The organism is Exiguobacterium sp. Helios, from assembly GCF_014524545.1.
Taxonomy (GTDB): domain Bacteria; phylum Bacillota; class Bacilli; order Exiguobacteriales; family Exiguobacteriaceae; genus Exiguobacterium_A.
Window position 1 is genome coordinate 244,807 of the sequence record NZ_CP053557.1, and the last position, 17,533, is coordinate 262,339.

Below are 17,533 nucleotides of genomic sequence, written 5' to 3' on the forward strand. Positions count from 1 at the left end.
TTATTCACACCTCGTTTTCTGCAATCTTTTCTATATTTAATGTTCAGGACTATTTAAATGGGTATAACGTGACAACTATACACGAAATAGCGCAAAAGAAAAAGAGCGACACTCTGTAAAACGGAGTATCGCTCTCACTTATTGTTAACGTTTCTTTTTCGGTTTTTTCGGAGCAGGAGCAGCGTTCGCCGCTTCTTGTTCGCGTTTTGAAGCAATCGTTGCTTCCGTCTGCGCTTTGATTTTCTCACGCATTGGCTTCATGATTGCAATCGTGACGATGATCGAGAAGATGTAACCGACGACCCAGTACAGCGACAAGGCTGATGGTAACGTTACACCCATGACGAAGATCATGATCGGGAAGACATACAACATGATTTTCATCTGTGGATTATCATCTTGTCCAGCCATCGAGAGTTTTTGCTGCAAGTACGTAAAGATAGCAGACAAAATCGGTAAGATGAAATACGGATCCGGTTTTCCAAGATCGAACCAGAGGAACGTGTGTTGGAAAATTGCCGGTGTATAGATGATTGCGTTATAGAAAGCAATCAAAATCGGCATTTGAATCAAGATCGGTAAACAGCCGGCAAGCGGATTGACATTGTGCTCTTGGTACAGCTTCATCATTTCCTGTTGCAGTTTCTGCTGTGTTTCCTGATCTTTCGAACTGTACTTCTCACGAAGCTTCATCATTTCTGGCTGGATAACTTGCATACCACCCATACTTTTCGTTTGTTTGATCATCAACGGCAAGATGACGAGACGAACAAGTAACGTCGTGACGATGATTCCGATTCCGTAATCCCCATTAAAGAAATGCGAAATTTCACGAATGAGCCAAGCCATCGGCCAAACAAAGTAATGTTTCCAGAAGCCTTCTGTGTCACCAGTAATCGGTTCACCTGTTCCGTATGTCCCAGGTGTACAACCGGATAAAACGACCGCGAGTACGGACATCAATCCGAGAGTCAGCCAAATCTTAGTTCTCTTGTTCATAATTCCTCCTAGTAATGTTTACACGTGGTCGGTCCTCGAAGTTCTATCTATATATAGAAGCAGGCGAGTGGCCGCTACAAATCAACAGGATATACTACACGTTTATTTTACCTGTCGCTTCCATACACCGGATCGTTTAAAGACATGGCGTAAACTGTCAGCAACTTCTTGAGCAGTCATCTTCGCAGCCGGATTGCGTGCGATGATCACAAAATCATAATTCGGGGCCAGCGAGGCTTCATGAAGCTGGCATGCTTCACGTACATACCGTTTAACCTGGTTACGGACAACGGCATTCCCGATTTTCTTACTCACCGATAAACCAATCCGAAAGTGAGTTTGCTGCTCTTTCTTTAGTGCATATACGACAAATTGCCGATTTGCGACAGAGGCTCCCCGAGTAAACACCGCTTGGAACTCCTTGTCTTTCTTGACGCGGTATTCCTTCTTCACCTTGATCACACTCCATCCTGTCATCACGAAAATTCGTCGTCTTTCATCATATCATAGAACAAACCCGCTCTGCGAGAGGGGTCTTGTGACAAAAGCACGAACATCCCTTAAAACTACAAAAAAAAGATCACTTCAGGCAGCGCCAGAAGTGATCTCATCATCGCTCGATTATACAGTCAAGGCTTTGCGGCCTTTAAGACGGCGAGCAGCCAAGATCCGGCGGCCACTCTTCGTTGCCATGCGCGCACGGAATCCGTGAACTTTTTTGCGCTTACGGTTGTTTGGGTTGAAAGTTGGTTTCATTAGTCTGCACCTCCTTTAAAAATTACTCTATAAAAATCATCGTTTTCTACTTTAAGGCAGTCTTGTATATTATATAAAGCAAAAGTGACCTTGTCAATGAAAGTTCAGAAGAATTATCACAAGCATTTTCAGCAAAAAATGACAGGATTCGTGAAAATAGGATTCCCCAGTCGGTTTCATATCATACGATACGATTTGTCGATCGGATGGAATGGAAAACGAATCAAACAATCCCTTTTTCAAACTATCCACAGACTTATCCACACTATCCACACTTTCCGTGGATAACTCATCACTTTGTCTACAATAGTATTTTTTAAAATCAACGTCAAGGTTTGTTTTTATAATTTTTAACGCCACTTTTTTCATTTTGTGCATAACTATTTCTGAACGCTTCCTCTTTCGAAAAGTTATACACACCTTATCCACAGTTTATCCACACTGTCCACAGCCTGTGGGTAACTACCTGTGTATATGTGGATTTACTTGTGGATAAATCGTTCTAAGCATTGCCAGACCTCATTTCATTTGATACACTAATTGTGCATAACAAGAACGTAAGACAAATTGATTCTTCAAGTTATACACAACCTGTGGATAACTTTATACACAGAAATCAGCCCCTGTGGATAACGTTATCCACAGTTTTTATGTTCTGGGGATAAGTCGTGTTCCTTCATTAACCTTGTCCTGTGCATAAAGCTGTGTATAGTTTTTTATATCATGATAGAAAAAGGGGGGTATTTATGAAAAACGCTGCCGAACTTTGGCACAATGTATTATCTGTAATCGAGGAAGAACAACGTACCCCAAAAGCGAGTTACGACATGTGGTTAAAGTCTACCGAAGGGGTCACGCTCAACGGCACGACGTTAATCGTCTCGGCACCAGCCGCATTTACCGTCACCTGGTTGGAACGTCAGTACTTATCTCTATTAGAAGATACCGTCGAAGAAGTGACAGGAAGCCGGCTTGATATTCAGTTTATCGAGGAAGGTCAGGCAAAACATATGCTCGATCGTCAAAATGAGGAAGAAGAAGTGATCGAAGTCGCACCGGCGAAGACTAAAACACAAAAGGCCCGTAAGTCCTCCGATGATTTGGTCATGAGTGAACTCGGACAGTTGAATGAAAAATATACGTTCGATACGTTTGTCATCGGATCGGGGAATCGTTTTGCACACGCTGCTTCGTTAGCTGTAGCGGAAGCCCCGGCTAAAGCGTATAATCCGCTTTTCATCTATGGTGGCGTCGGACTGGGGAAAACGCACTTGATGCATGCGATTGGTCAATATGTTCAGGACCAGAAGCTGGGGACAAAAATCGCGTACGTTTCCTCTGAACAGTTTACGAACGACTTCATCAACTCTATTCGGGATAACAAAACGGTTCAGTTCCGCAATAAATACCGCAACATCGACGTTCTGTTAATCGATGATATTCAGTTCCTCGCCGGAAAAGAACAGACGCAGGAAGAGTTTTTCCACACCTTTAATGCCTTGCATAACGATCAGAAACAAATCATCATCTCGAGTGACCGTCCACCTAAAGAAATTCCGACGCTTGAAGACCGATTGCGTTCCCGTTTCGAGTGGGGTTTGATTACAGACATCACACCACCGGATCTTGAAACACGAATTGCCATCCTTCGTAAAAAAGCGAATGCGGAACAACTGGATGTTTCCAATGAAGTCATGCTCTACATCGCGAGCCAGATCGATACGAACATTCGCGAACTCGAAGGGGCCTTAACCCGCGTCATTGCTTACGCCAACCTGGTCGGACGCACCATTGATCCGAATGTTGCCGCTGAAGCGTTGCATAACATCATGCCGGCGAGTGAACCGCGCAAGGTCACGATTCGTGATATTCAGGAATCGGTCAGTAAACACTTTAATCTGCCGTTTGATGACTTAAAAGCTAAAAAACGGACGAAGTCGATTGCTTTTCCACGCCAGATTGCCATGTACCTGTCGCGGGAGATGACAGAAAGCTCATTACCGAAGATTGGTGAGGAGTTTGGGGGACGTGATCACACGACCGTCATTCATGCACACGAAAAAATCAGTACACTTGTCAAATCGGATGGAGAAACGGGAAAAGTCATCGAACAAATTAAGCATGAATTGAAACATTCGTAAACCTGTGGATAAGCTGTGGATAAAAGAGGCTAGTTATCCACAAGTTATCCACACGCGTTTTGGCTCTATACCAAGTTATCCACCGACTTATCCACACTATCCACAGCCCCTAATACTATTATTAAAAAAATATATTATTATGTTATGATGATGTAACGCCCATTTTGAGAGGAGCTTAACGACAATATGCATATTACAATTCAACGGGATACTTTAATCCAAGCAATTCAAGATGTAGCAAAAGCTGTTTCATCCCGGACAACGATTCCGATCTTAACGGGAATCAAACTCGAAGCCCACGGAGACGGTATGACGCTGACAGGAAGCGATACAGAAATCTCAATCGAACGGACCATCTATGCAGAAGAGAACGGTACTTCCTATGTTACGGTCCATCGTGCAGGCAGTGTCGTCTTGAATGCCCGCTTCTTTGGGGATATCGTCAAGAAGTTACCCACAGACGAAGTAATCCTTGAAGTTTCACCCAACTTCATGACACGGATTCAATCAGGTACGGCAGAATTTCACTTGAACGGACTTGATCCGGATGAATTCCCGCGCTTACCGCAAGTCGACGGCGGACAACAGTTCCGTTTACCGGCTGATTTGTTACGGTCAATGATCCGTCAAACGAGCTTTGCCGTCGCCGTACAGGAAACACGTCCTGTATTGACGGGTGTTAACTTCTCGGCGGACAAGGACATCCTGACATGCGTCTCGACAGACAGTCACCGACTGGCGTTACGACGGGCCCAGTTTGAGACGGACAATGAGATTTCGTTCCAAAACGTCATCGTACCGGGAAAAAGCTTAAACGAATTATCCAAATTACTTAGTGATGGTCACGTCGACATTACGATTACGAATCAACAGATCCTGTTTAAGATGAAACACGTCTTATTCTTCTCGCGTCTGCTTGACGGCAACTATCCGGATACATCCCGTTTGATTCCGGAAGAGTACCGGACAGCAGTCCGCATGAATGCAAAGGAATTACTTCAAGCAATCGACCGTGCGTCACTGCTTGCACGGGAAGACCGCAACAACGTCATCAAGTTCGCAGCAGAAGGCACGACGGCAGTCGAAATTTCTTCGCACTCACCGGAAGTCGGTAAAGTGTCGGAACAAGTCAGTATCTTATCGCTTGAAGGAGAAGAGCTGAAAATCTCGTTCAACTCGAAGTATATGATGGATGCGTTAAAGGCACTCGACGCAACGGATATCGAAATCCAGTTCACCGGTTCGATCCGACCGTTCATCCTGCATCCGGTTGACCAAGACAACGTCCTGCAACTGATTCTTCCTGTTCGAACAGCGTGATTCATACCCAAGGAACCCTCTATGTTCCTTGGGCTTTTTTTGAAATCCGTATATACGTTCGTTCATTTTGCCAAATCGTAAGTTTTTTAGTACAATAAAGAGTACGTCATTTATAATATGTAGGTAGGAGGAGTCAAACCATGAATCAAATCAAGATTTCAACAGAATATGTCACATTAGGTCAGTTCCTGAAACTTTCTGATATCATCTCGAGCGGTGGACAAGCTAAACCGTTCCTCGCCGAGGTACCCATTCTTGTCAACGGTGAAGTCGATCAGCGACGTGGTCGTAAATTACGGGATGGAGATGTGATTGACGTAGAAGATTACGGTCAGTTCATCATTAAGAACGAGGGAAACTAACGTGCGACTAGATTCGGTCCGGCTCAGTCACTATCGCAACTATGAGTCGTTGGAATTATCTTTTTCCGAAAAGACGAATGTGCTGATTGGGGAGAATGCGCAAGGGAAGACGAATCTCCTGGAAGCGATTTATGTTCTTGCCCTTGCGAAGTCTCACCGGACGACGCATGACAAAGAATTGATCCAGTGGGATGCCGAGACAGCTCGTGTCGAAGGACGGATTCATAAAAAAAGAGGATCTCACTCGCAGGAAATCGCGATTTCGAGTCGCGGTAAAAAAGCGAAGCTGAATCATCTCGAACAGCGCCGGCTCAGTGATTATGTCGGTGCGTTGAATATCGTGCTGTTTGCACCAGAAGACTTACACATCGTCAAAGGCAGTCCACAAATCAGACGTCGCTTTTTGGATATGGAAATTGGTCAGGTCAGTCCGGTCTATCTACATGAACTCAGTCAGTATTTAAAAGTTCTCAAACAGCGGAATGCATTGCTGAAACAGTTATCGATCAAAGGTGGAGATGAGACGTTCCTCGATGTCTTGACGGAGCAGATGATTACGCTTGCCGTTAAAATCGTTCAGCGCCGTCATCACTTCATTGCCCAGCTGGAAAAGTGGGCACGTCCGATTCATGAAGGAATCAGTCGTGGACAGGAACAGCTCGTCCTTATTTACCGTTCGGATACATTTAGCAATGATTTGCTCGATGTTGAAGGAATGACTGCTTCTTACGTGCAGAAGTTTGGTAAAATAAAGACAAACGAAATCCGAAGAGGTGTGACCCTGTTCGGTCCGCATCGGGATGACTTCGAAATGGAAGTCAACGGTCGGAATGTCCAGACCTATGGTTCACAAGGACAACAACGGACAGCAGCACTCTCTTTGAAATTAGCAGAGATTGAATTGATTCATGAAGAAGTGGGGGAATATCCGTTGCTACTTCTCGACGATGTCTTATCCGAGCTCGATGATCATCGTCAAACCCATTTGCTCGATACGATGCAACAAAAAGTGCAAACCATTCTGACGACCACGAGTGTCGATGGAATCGCACATGAAACGATCAAACAGGCGAAGTTGTTCCACGTGAAACAGGGGGCCGTCATTTTGGAAGAGACATCATACAAAGAAATAGTAGGTGAGAAAACCGATGAGTAATCATGAAGATATGGAATTAGAACAAGGGTACGGTGCCGATCAGATTCAGGTGCTTGAAGGTCTAGAAGCCGTTCGGAAACGTCCGGGTATGTATATCGGATCGACTGCATCGAAGGGGCTTCACCATTTAGTATGGGAAATCGTCGATAACTCGATCGATGAAGCACTTGCAGGGTATTGCGATACGATCAAAGTTACGATTGAACCGGGTAATTCGATTCTGGTTGAAGATAACGGACGGGGAATCCCGGTCGATATCCAGGAAAAAATGGGACGTCCGGCAGTCGAAGTCATCCTGACAGTCCTTCACGCCGGCGGTAAATTCGGCGGCGGCGGATACAAAGTATCCGGTGGTCTTCACGGTGTTGGGGCATCTGTCGTTAACGCACTCTCGACGAAGCTTGAAGTTTTCGTCAAACGGAATGAAAAACTGTATTACCAGGCGTATCACCGCGGTGTACCTGCTGCGGATTTAGAGATTATCGGTACGTCGGAAGAAACCGGGACGATGATCCGTTTCTTCCCGGATGATGAAATCTTCCAGGAAACACTCGAATACGATTATGATCTGCTTGCGACACGACTTCGTGAGCTGGCATTCTTAAATAAAGGACTGACGATTGAGATTACGGATGATCGTGCGGACGAACCGATTACGCGCAGTTTCCATTACGAAGGCGGAATCAAGTCGTACGTCGAGCATTTAAACCGTTCGAAAGAAGTCGTCCACGAAGAACCGGTGTATGTTCACGGTAACCGGGACGGGATTGAAGTCGAAGTGGCATTGCAATATAACGATGGTTTTGCAGCCAACATCTACTCGTTCACGAACAATATCCCGACACATGAAGGTGGAACACACGAAACCGGTTTTAAAACGGCTTTGACACGTGTCATCAATGACTATGCGAAAAAATTCGGTCTGATGAAAGAGGCGGACGGTACGTTGTCCGGGGAAGATGTGCGTGAAGGGATGACAGCGATCGTCTCGATCAAACACCCGAATCCACAGTTCGAAGGACAGACGAAAACGAAACTCGGGAACTCGGATGCACGGACGGCAACGGATACGTTGTTCTCGTCCGCCTTTGAACAGTTCATGATGGAGAACCCGACAAGTGCCCGTGCCATCGTTGAAAAAGGAATGATGGCGTCCCGTGCCCGGATGGCTGCGAAACGTGCCCGTGAATTAACACGACGCAAAGGGGTCCTTGAAGTCAGTTCACTTCCAGGGAAACTTGCCGACTGTTCATCACGTGATGCGACGATTTCCGAAATCTACATCGTTGAGGGTGACTCGGCGGGTGGTTCAGCGAAATCTGGACGTGATCGTCATTTCCAAGCCATCTTACCGATTCGAGGTAAAATCTTGAACGTCGAAAAAGCACGCCTGGATAAGATTCTCGGCAGTAACGAAATCCGGACGATCATTACGGCGCTCGGAACAAGTATCGGTTCTGAATTCAATATCGAAAAAGCCCGGTATCACAAAGTCATCATCATGACCGATGCCGACGTCGATGGTGCCCACATCCGGACACTGTTATTGACATTCTTCTACCGTTACATGCGTCCGCTTGTCGAGCACGGTTATGTCTATATTGCGCAACCGCCGCTTTACGGAATCAAACAAGGCAAGAACATCACGTACGTTCACAACGAACGTGAGTTGAACGAAGCATTAGCAGCACTTCCGGAAAACGCACGATACGACATTCAGCGTTATAAAGGTCTCGGTGAGATGGATCCGGAGCAACTGTGGGAAACCACGATGGATCCGAGTGGTCGTCAAATGCTGCGTGTCGAATTACAGGACGCGATCGAAGCAGATGAGGTCTTTGACATTTTGATGGGAGACCAGGTAGAACCACGTCGTGACTTTATCCAGTCGCACGCCCACTATGTGAAGAACTTGGATATTTAACGTTGAATAGAGAGGGTGGCCATACGAATGTCCGATCAACAAGGGATCATTAAAGATATCAACATCAGTCAAGAAATGCGTACATCCTTCATGGATTATGCGATGAGCGTTATCGTCGCACGTGCTTTACCGGATGTCCGTGACGGTTTAAAACCGGGTCATCGTCGTATTTTATATGCGATGAATGACCTTGGTATCCGCGCGGATAAACCGCATAAGAAATCTGCCCGTATCGTCGGTGAAGTCATCGGTAAGTATCACCCGCACGGTGATTCTGCTGTTTACGACACGATGGTTCGGATGGCGCAGGACTTCAGTTACCGGTATGAACTCGTCGATGGTCACGGAAACTTTGGTTCTGTCGACGGCGATTCAGCCGCTGCCATGCGATATACGGAAGCCCGTATGTCAAAAATCGCGATGGAAATCATTCGCGATATCAATAAAAATACCGTCAATTTCAAAGATAACTACGATGGATCGGAACGGGAACCGGAAGTGTTACCATCCCGCTTCCCGAACTTACTCGTCAACGGTTCGAGCGGGATTGCGGTCGGGATGGCGACGAACATTCCGCCACACCAACTCGGTGAAGTCATCGATGGTGTCCTTGCCTTGTCGCATAATCCGGACATCACGATTTCCGAACTGATGCAGCATATTCCAGGACCAGATTTCCCGACAGCCGGTGAGATCTTGGGACGCAGCGGAATCCGACGTGCTTATGAAACCGGACGCGGATCGATCATCGTTCGGGCAAAAGCCGAAATCGAGCAGACGAAAAAAGATCGTGAACGGATCATCGTGACGGAGTTGCCGTACCAGGTCAACAAAGCCCGTCTCGTTGAAAAGATTGCCGATCTCGTCCGTGAGAAGAAAATCGAAGGTATCACTGATTTACGTGATGAATCCGATCGCCGCGGTATGCGTATCGTCATGGAGATTCGCCGTGATGCCAACGCGAGTGTCATTCTTAACAACCTCTATAAACAAACGTCGATGCAGACGACATTTGGTGTGAACATGCTGGCAATCGTCAGTGGCCGTCCGCGTACATTGACGCTGAAAGAAATGTTGTATCACTATCTCGAACACCAAAAAGAAATCGTCCGTCGCCGGACGCAGTTTGATCTCGAGAAAGCAGAAGCACGGGAACATCTCTTAGCTGGTTTACGGATTGCCCTTGATCATCTCGATGAAGTCATCAAGATCATCCGTGCCAATCGGACAGCGGATGCTGCCCGGGAACAGTTGATGGACCGGTTTGCCTTATCCGAGAAACAATCACAGGCGATTCTTGATATGCGCCTGCAGCGGTTAACGGGACTTGAACGTGAGAAGATTGATGCGGAGTATGACGAAATCATGCAATTGATTACGGAACTTAAAACAATTCTCGAAAGCGATGAAGTTTTGCTTGAATTAATCCGGACAGAACTCGAAGAAGTGAAAGAACGCTTCAACGATCAACGCCGGACTGAAATTCGGATGGACCACATCGAATTCGAAGATGAAGATTTGATTCCGGAAAAAGATATCATCATTACGTTGACGAGCAGCGGCTACATCAAACGCTTGACGACGGATTCGTACCGCGCGCAGCGCCGTGGCGGACGCGGTGTCCAAGGAATCGGCACGAACGATACGGATTATGTAACCCGTCTGTTGTCGTGTTCGACACATGATACGATTCTCTTCTTTACGAATCGTGGAAAAGTCTACCGGATTCGCGGGTATGAAGTACCGGAGATGAGCCGGACTTCGAAAGGTGTACCAATCATCAACTTGATTCAAATCGAACGCGATGAGAAGGTCGAAACGATGATTCCGGTCAACTTCAAACGTTACCTTGAAGAACAAGAGGCAGCGGAAGCGACCGAGAACATCATTGATGTCGAAGTCACTTCGGAAGAGGCACCGGACAGTCTTGAAGAACCGGAAGAAGCGCTCGATGCAGAAGAAGTGATGCAGGATGAACAGAAATCGTTGATCTTTATGACACGCAAAGGTCGGGTCAAACGTTCACCGTTATCTGCTTACGCCCGGATCAATAAAAATGGATTGATTGCGATTCGTCTGTTTGAAGATGATGAATTGACATCGGTTCGTCTTGCTTCGACGGAAGATGAGGTCTTTACTGTCTCGAATACCGGAAAAGCTATCCGCTTCCCAATTACGAACGTTCGCTCAATGGGACGTGGTGCTCGAGGCGTCAAAGCGATGAACTTATCGGCAGACGCTATCGTCATCGGAATGGAACTGGCCCGTGATGAGCAGGATGTACTCGTCATTACGGAAAAAGGTTTCGGGAAACGGACACCAATGACAGAGTTCCGCACCCAGTCACGTGGTGGTAAAGGATTGATTGCCAGTAAAGTGACAGACCGTGTCGGACAAATTGTTGCGCTCCGGATTGTTGATGTCGATGATGACATCATGATCATGACGGAAAGCGGCATCGTCATTCGGACCGATTCACAAAACATCTCAAGTGTCGGACGTAACGCACAAGGGGTCAAAGTGATTCGAATCGAAGAAGGCGATCGTGTGGCGACAGTTGCAAAACTGAAAAAAGAAGATGCTGTCGAGGAAGAAAATGCTGTATTAGAAGAAGGCGAAACGAGTTTGGAAGAACAGACCGTTTCAACTTCTGAGATGAACAGCGATGCTGAGCCGACAGAAGAATAAAACGAAGTAGAACGATGTACAGCAGAGTGGGGACAATCTTGTCTTTACTCTGCTGTTTTTCTAAAAAATCACTCAAGGGAAGGAACGAGACAACGATGCGCGTGGCAAGTGAGCGACTTATTCTTGGTGACCGGATAACCGAGTCTCTGTTTTTACATACGGATATTCCAATCGTTGAAGCTGGAAAAAAGATTGGAGCAGATGAGTTACGACGAATCAAACGATTTTTGATTAAAGAAGTAGATATCGAGGAACGGCCTGAAGGGATGATGGAAGCATCGATGACCGATCAGGAACTGGAAGAGATAGCAGAAGACAGTCTATTTGATCCGTTGATTGAAACCTACAATCAGGTATTCACTTCCTGGGAGCAAGGATTAGTTCCAAATGTCTATGATGCGTTGAGATGGGTGAAGGAATCCATGCCGGATCTGGTGCGACGGGAAGATATCTTACCGTACTTCCTGGAGCGAGGAACAGAAGCGTACACCGTGCGACATGCAATTTACCGGGGAGCGATTGCTCAATTGCTTGCGGAAGCAGCCGGAAAAGAGCGCAAGATGATTCATGATTTATGGGTGGCGTCCTATTTTGCGGACTGTGGATTGGCCCGTATCATGGAATGGCGTCACACAAAGCGGTATGAAGCGATGCAACAAGAAATCTTTCACCGTCATCCTGCGATGGCGTTCCAAGCTTTACAAAAAGAGAACATCATCTCCGATACAGTGAAACGGATGATCGTTCAACATCATGAGCGGCTGGACGGTTCCGGATATCCTTTGAAAGTCAAAGGGGATAAAATCATGGATCATACGAGACTGTTCATCGTAGCGGATGTCTTTGCAGCCATGACCAGTTGGCGCCCATACCGTGAAGCTTATAAGGTCTATGATGCGTACTGTCATTTAAAAGCGCGACCTATGCAGTACGATTCGAAGTATGTCATGCTTCTTGGACAGTTATTATTACCGATAGAATCAGGTGATCGCGTCTTGATGAGTAACGGGAAGATTGCAACGGTCCTCCGAAAAAATAGTGTATTTGACCGCCCGGTGATTACGTATGAAGAACATAATCAGCGTATTGTTAAAGACTTGATCGAGGAACGGCAACTGAACATCATTCAGCTTATGGATTAAAGGCCAGCTTCATGTGTACTATATATAGAAGAAACGCTCTCTTTTTCGTCATAAATTCGATGGAAAAAAGAGTTTTTCTTTTTTTATAAAAAAACACTTGTACAATAATAAATCCCATGGTATATTATTTCTTGTCCTTAAGAGGACGAGCGCACTGCCGGAAACAAGAAAAAACTTCTTTCAAAAAGTTGTTGACTTATTGTTTCAGACTTGGTATTCTAATTGAGTCGCCAAAACAGGCGCGGACGAACTTTGAAAACTGAACGATGAGGCAAAAAAACGTATCTTCGGATACAAACAATAAATGAAGCGCAAGCTTCGTCAATGTGACTTCGGTCACACAACGAGCAAGTCAAACACTTTATGGAGAGTTTGATCCTGGCTCAGGACGAACGCTGGCGGCGTGCCTAATACATGCAAGTCGAGCGCAGGAAGCTCACGGAACTCTTCGGAGGGAAGTGAAGGGAATGAGCGGCGGACGGGTGAGTAACACGTAAGGAACCTGCCCCAAGGATTGGGATAACTCCGAGAAATCGGAGCTAATACCGAATAGTTCTTCAGACCGCATGGTCTGATGATGAAAGGCGCTCCGGCGTCACCTTGGGATGGCCTTGCGGTGCATTAGCTAGTTGGTGGGGTAATGGCCCACCAAGGCGACGATGCATAGCCGACCTGAGAGGGTGATCGGCCACACTGGGACTGAGACACGGCCCAGACTCCTACGGGAGGCAGCAGTAGGGAATCTTCCACAATGGACGAAAGTCTGATGGAGCAACGCCGCGTGAGTGATGAAGGTTTTCGGATCGTAAAACTCTGTTGTAAGGGAAGAACAAGTACGAGAGGTAATGCTCGTACCTTGACGGTACCTTGCGAGAAAGCCACGGCTAACTACGTGCCAGCAGCCGCGGTAATACGTAGGTGGCAAGCGTTGTCCGGAATTATTGGGCGTAAAGCGCGCGCAGGCGGCCTTTTAAGTCTGATGTGAAAGCCCCCGGCTCAACCGGGGAGGGTCATTGGAAACTGGAAGGCTTGAGTACAGAAGAGAAGAGTGGAATTCCATGTGTAGCGGTGAAATGCGTAGAGATGTGGAGGAACACCAGTGGCGAAGGCGACTCTTTGGTCTGTAACTGACGCTGAGGCGCGAAAGCGTGGGGAGCAAACAGGATTAGATACCCTGGTAGTCCACGCCGTAAACGATGAGTGCTAGGTGTTGGGGGGTTTCCGCCCCTCAGTGCTGAAGCTAACGCATTAAGCACTCCGCCTGGGGAGTACGGCCGCAAGGCTGAAACTCAAAGGAATTGACGGGGACCCGCACAAGCGGTGGAGCATGTGGTTTAATTCGAAGCAACGCGAAGAACCTTACCAACTCTTGACATCCCCTTGACCGCTTGAGAGATCAAGTTTTCCCTTCGGGGACAAGGGTGACAGGTGGTGCATGGTTGTCGTCAGCTCGTGTCGTGAGATGTTGGGTTAAGTCCCGCAACGAGCGCAACCCCTATCCTTAGTTGCCAGCATTCAGTTGGGCACTCTAGGGAGACTGCCGGTGACAAACCGGAGGAAGGTGGGGATGACGTCAAATCATCATGCCCCTTATGAGTTGGGCTACACACGTGCTACAATGGACGGTACAAAGGGCAGCGAGACCGCGAGGTGGAGCCAATCCCAGAAAGCCGTTCCCAGTTCGGATTGCAGGCTGCAACTCGCCTGCATGAAGTCGGAATCGCTAGTAATCGCAGGTCAGCATACTGCGGTGAATACGTTCCCGGGTCTTGTACACACCGCCCGTCACACCACGAGAGTTTGCAACACCCGAAGCCGGTGAGGTAACCGCAAGGAGCCAGCCGTCGAAGGTGGGGTAGATGATTGGGGTGAAGTCGTAACAAGGTAGCCGTATCGGAAGGTGCGGCTGGATCACCTCCTTTCTAAGGAAAACGTCCCTTACGGGACATGCCCATCGTTCAGTTTTGAGAGCTCGTCTCTCAGTCTCGCAAGAGACACTCGCACCTTGAAAACTGAAGACATCAACAAGACATCAAATTTTTATAACCATGTCATTAGACGTGTGTTCTTAGAATACCAAAATGCTAGATCAAGGTATGAAGGGCGTACGGTGGATGCCTTGGCACTAGGAGCCGATGAAGGACGCGACGAACAGCGATATGCTTCGGGGAGCAGTAAGTATGCTTTGATCCGAGGATTTCCGAATGGGGGAACCCACCATCCGTAATGGGATGGGACATGTTACATGAATACATAGTGTAGCGTGAGGCAGACCCGGGGAACTGAAACATCTAAGTACCCGGAGGAAGAGAAAGCAAATGCGATTCCCTGAGTAGCGGCGAGCGAAACGGGAACAGCCCAAACCGGAGAGCATGCTCTCCGGGGTTGTAGGACACTCTATACGGAGTCAAAAAGGAAGACAGTAGGTGAACGACCTGGAAAGGTCGGCCGAAGAAGGTGACAGCCCTGTAGCTGAAACTGTTTTCCCTCCAGAGTGGATCCTGAGTACGGCGGGACACGTGAAACCCCGTCGGAATCCGGGAGGACCATCTCCCAAGGCTAAATACTCCCTAGTGACCGATAGTGAACCAGTACCGTGAGGGAAAGGTGAAAAGCACCCCGGAAGGGGAGTGAAATAGATCCTGAAACCGTATGCCTACAAGTAGTCAGAGCCCGTTAATGGGTGATGGCGTGCCTTTTGTAGAATGAACCGGCGAGTTACGATAGCGCGCGAGGTTAAGCTGATGAGGCGGAGCCGTAGCGAAAGCGAGTCTGAATAGGGCGCCATAGTGCGTTGTCGTAGACCCGAAACCAGGTGATCTACCCATGTCCAGGATGAAGGTCAGGTAACACTGACTGGAGGTCCGAACCCACGCACGTTGAAAAGTGCGGGGATGAGGTGTGGGTAGCGGTGAAATGCCAATCGAACCTGGAGATAGCTGGTTCTCCCCGAAATAGCTTTAGGGCTAGCCTCGAGGTTGAGAGTTCCGGAGGTAGAGCACTGATTGGACTAGGGGCCCCCACAGGGTTACCGAATTCAGTTAAACTCCGAATGCCGGCAACTTATACTCGGGAGTCAGACTGCGAGTGATAAGATCCGTAGTCAAGAGGGAAACAGCCCAGACCGCCAGCTAAGGTCCCAAAGTGTATGTTAAGTGGAAAAGGATGTGGCGCTGCCTAGACAGCTAGGATGTTGGCTTAGAAGCAGCCACCATTCAAAGAGTGCGTAATAGCTCACTAGTCGAGTGGCGCCGCGCCGAAAATGTAACGGGGCTAAACATACCACCGAAGCTGCGGATTCCGTAAGGAATGGTAGGGGAGCGTTCCAAACCGCTGTGAAGCTGTACCGTAAGGAGCAGTGGAGCGTTTGGAAGTGAGAATGCCGGTGTGAGTAGCGAAAAGAGGGGTGAGAATCCCCTCCGTCGAAAGCCCAAGGTTTCCTGAGGAAGGCTCGTCCGCTCAGGGTTAGTCTGGACCTAAGCCGAGGCCGAAAGGCGTAGGCGATGGATAACAGGTTGATATTCCTGTACCACCGATCCACCGTTTGAACAATGGGGGGACGCAGGAGGATAGTGACGCATGCGGATGGAAGTGCATGTGTAAGTTTCGAGACCGTCTGATTGGCAAATCCGTCAGGCACCAAAGTCGAGGAACGATGCGGAGTCCCGTAGGGACGAAGGTCACGATTTCACACTGCCAAGAAAAGCCTCTAGTGAGGTGGAAGGTGCCAGTACCGTAAACCGACACAGGTAGGCGGGATGAGAATTCTAAGACGCGCGGGATAACTCTCGTTAAGGAACTCGGCAAAATGGTCCCGTAACTTCGGGAGAAGGGACGCTCTACATGAGTAGAGCCGCAGTGAATAGGCCCAAACGACTGTTTAGCAAAAACACAGGTCTCTGCTAAATCGCAAGATGACGTATAGGGGCTGACGCCTGCCCGGTGCTGGAAGGTTAAGGGGATGGGTTAGCGCAAGCGAAGCTTTGAACCGAAGCCCCAGTAAACGGCGGCCGTAACTATAACGGTCCTAAGGTAGCGAAATTCCTTGTCGGGTAAGTTCCGACCCGCACGAAAGGCGTAACGATTTGGGCACTGTCTCAACGAGAGACCCGGTGAAATCATAGTACCTGTGAAGATGCAGGTTACCCGCGACAGGACGGAAAGACCCCATGGAGCTTTACTACAGCCTGATATTGAGGCTTTGTGCATGATGTACAGGATAGGCGGGAGACGTCGAGACCGGAGCGCCAGCTTCGGAGGAGTCACCCTTGGGATACCGCCCTTCATGCATAGAGTCTCTAACTCGCAGCCGTCATCCGGCTGGAGGACCGTGTCAGGCGGGTAGTTTGACTGGGGCGGTCGCCTCCTAAACAGTAACGGAGGCGCCCAAAGGTTCCCTCAGAATGGTTGGAAATCATTCGTAGAGCGCAAAGGCAGAAGGGAGCTTGACTGCGAGACCTACAAGTCGAGCAGGGACGAAAGTCGGGCTTAGTGATCCGGTGGTTCCGCATGGAAGGGCCATCGCTCAACGGATAAAAGCTACCCTGGGGATAACAGGCTGATCTCCCCCAAGAGTCCACATCGACGGGGAGGTTTGGCACCTCGATGTCGGCTCATCGCATCCTGGGGCTGGAGTAGGTCCCAAGGGTTGGGCTGTTCGCCCATTAAAGCGGTACGCGAGCTGGGTTCAGAACGTCGTGAGACAGTTCGGTCCCTATCCGTCGTGGGCGCAGGAAATTTGAGGAGAGCTGTCCTTAGTACGAGAGGACCGGGATGGACGCACCGCTGGTGTACCAGTTGTTCCGCCAGGAGCATCGCTGGGTAGCTACGTGCGGACGGGATAAATGCTGAAAGCATCTAAGCATGAAGCCCCCTCCAAGATGAGATTTCCCTTTGAGTAATCAAGAAAGACCCCTCAGAGACGATGAGGTAGATAGGTCACGGGTGGAAGCATGGCGACATGCGGAGCTGAGTGATACTAATCGGTCGAGGCCTTGTTCTAGCAGATGATCTTGTTGATGACTTCAGTTTTGAGGGCGCGAGCC

Annotated in this window: 10 protein-coding genes and 2 rRNA genes; 9 read left to right on the forward strand and 3 right to left on the reverse strand. The window is 48.2% G+C overall.

The features are described from left to right. Positions 1–144 precede the first annotated feature (144 nt). The 3 genes from yidC to rpmH form a co-directional block, all read right to left on the reverse strand. A complete protein-coding gene (gene yidC / locus HNY42_RS01270; RefSeq protein ID WP_114596777.1) occupies positions 145–999 on the reverse strand; it encodes a membrane protein insertase YidC in 855 nt (284 codons plus the stop codon). A 102-nt stretch (positions 1,000–1,101) separates the two neighbouring features. Continuing rightward, entirely contained in the window at positions 1,102–1,452 is a 351-nt protein-coding gene (gene rnpA, locus HNY42_RS01275; RefSeq protein WP_012371909.1) for a ribonuclease P protein component, read from the reverse strand. A 168-nt stretch (positions 1,453–1,620) separates the two neighbouring features. Then, entirely contained in the window at positions 1,621–1,755 is a 135-nt protein-coding gene (gene rpmH, locus HNY42_RS01280) for a 50S ribosomal protein L34 (RefSeq protein ID WP_012371910.1), read from the reverse strand. Positions 1,756–2,501: 746 nt separating this feature from the next. Between rpmH and dnaA the strand changes: the two genes are divergently transcribed. The 9 genes from dnaA (at position 2,502) to HNY42_RS01325 (ending at position 17,490) form a co-directional block, all read left to right on the forward strand. Further along, complete coding sequence (gene dnaA / locus HNY42_RS01285; RefSeq protein ID WP_188004962.1) at positions 2,502–3,896, forward strand: chromosomal replication initiator protein DnaA; 1,395 nt, start codon at positions 2,502–2,504, stop codon at positions 3,894–3,896. A gap of 186 nt (positions 3,897–4,082) precedes the next feature. Next, a complete protein-coding gene (gene dnaN, locus HNY42_RS01290) occupies positions 4,083–5,216 on the forward strand; it encodes a DNA polymerase III subunit beta (protein ID WP_012368916.1) in 1,134 nt (377 codons plus the stop codon). A 140-nt stretch (positions 5,217–5,356) separates the two neighbouring features. Then, positions 5,357–5,578 carry a S4 domain-containing protein YaaA gene (gene yaaA / locus HNY42_RS01295; RefSeq protein ID WP_012368917.1) on the forward strand — a complete coding sequence of 74 codons (222 nt, stop codon included), beginning with the start codon at positions 5,357–5,359 and terminating at the stop codon, positions 5,576–5,578. A 1-nt stretch (position 5,579) separates the two neighbouring features. Further along, entirely contained in the window at positions 5,580–6,734 is a 1,155-nt protein-coding gene (gene recF / locus HNY42_RS01300; protein WP_131973588.1) for a DNA replication/repair protein RecF, read from the forward strand. Positions 6,735–6,744: 10 nt separating this feature from the next. Next, the gene (gyrB, locus tag HNY42_RS01305) at positions 6,745–8,658 is read left to right on the forward strand and encodes a DNA topoisomerase (ATP-hydrolyzing) subunit B (protein WP_200868725.1); all 1,914 of its coding nucleotides are present in this window, start codon (positions 6,745–6,747) and stop codon (positions 8,656–8,658) included. Positions 8,659–8,685: 27 nt separating this feature from the next. Then, positions 8,686–11,346, forward strand: a complete 2,661-nt coding sequence (gene gyrA / locus HNY42_RS01310) for a DNA gyrase subunit A (protein WP_188004963.1) — start codon at positions 8,686–8,688, stop codon at positions 11,344–11,346. A gap of 95 nt (positions 11,347–11,441) precedes the next feature. Continuing rightward, positions 11,442–12,488, forward strand: a complete 1,047-nt coding sequence (locus HNY42_RS01315) for an HD-GYP domain-containing protein (RefSeq protein ID WP_188004964.1) — start codon at positions 11,442–11,444, stop codon at positions 12,486–12,488. Between the two features lie 360 nt (positions 12,489–12,848). Beyond that, positions 12,849–14,410 (forward strand): 16S ribosomal RNA (locus tag HNY42_RS01320). Between the two features lie 165 nt (positions 14,411–14,575). Then, positions 14,576–17,490: ribosomal RNA gene (locus tag HNY42_RS01325) — 23S ribosomal RNA — on the forward strand. Together the 16S and 23S rRNA genes form the textbook arrangement of a ribosomal RNA operon. Positions 17,491–17,533: the final 43 nt, after the last annotated feature.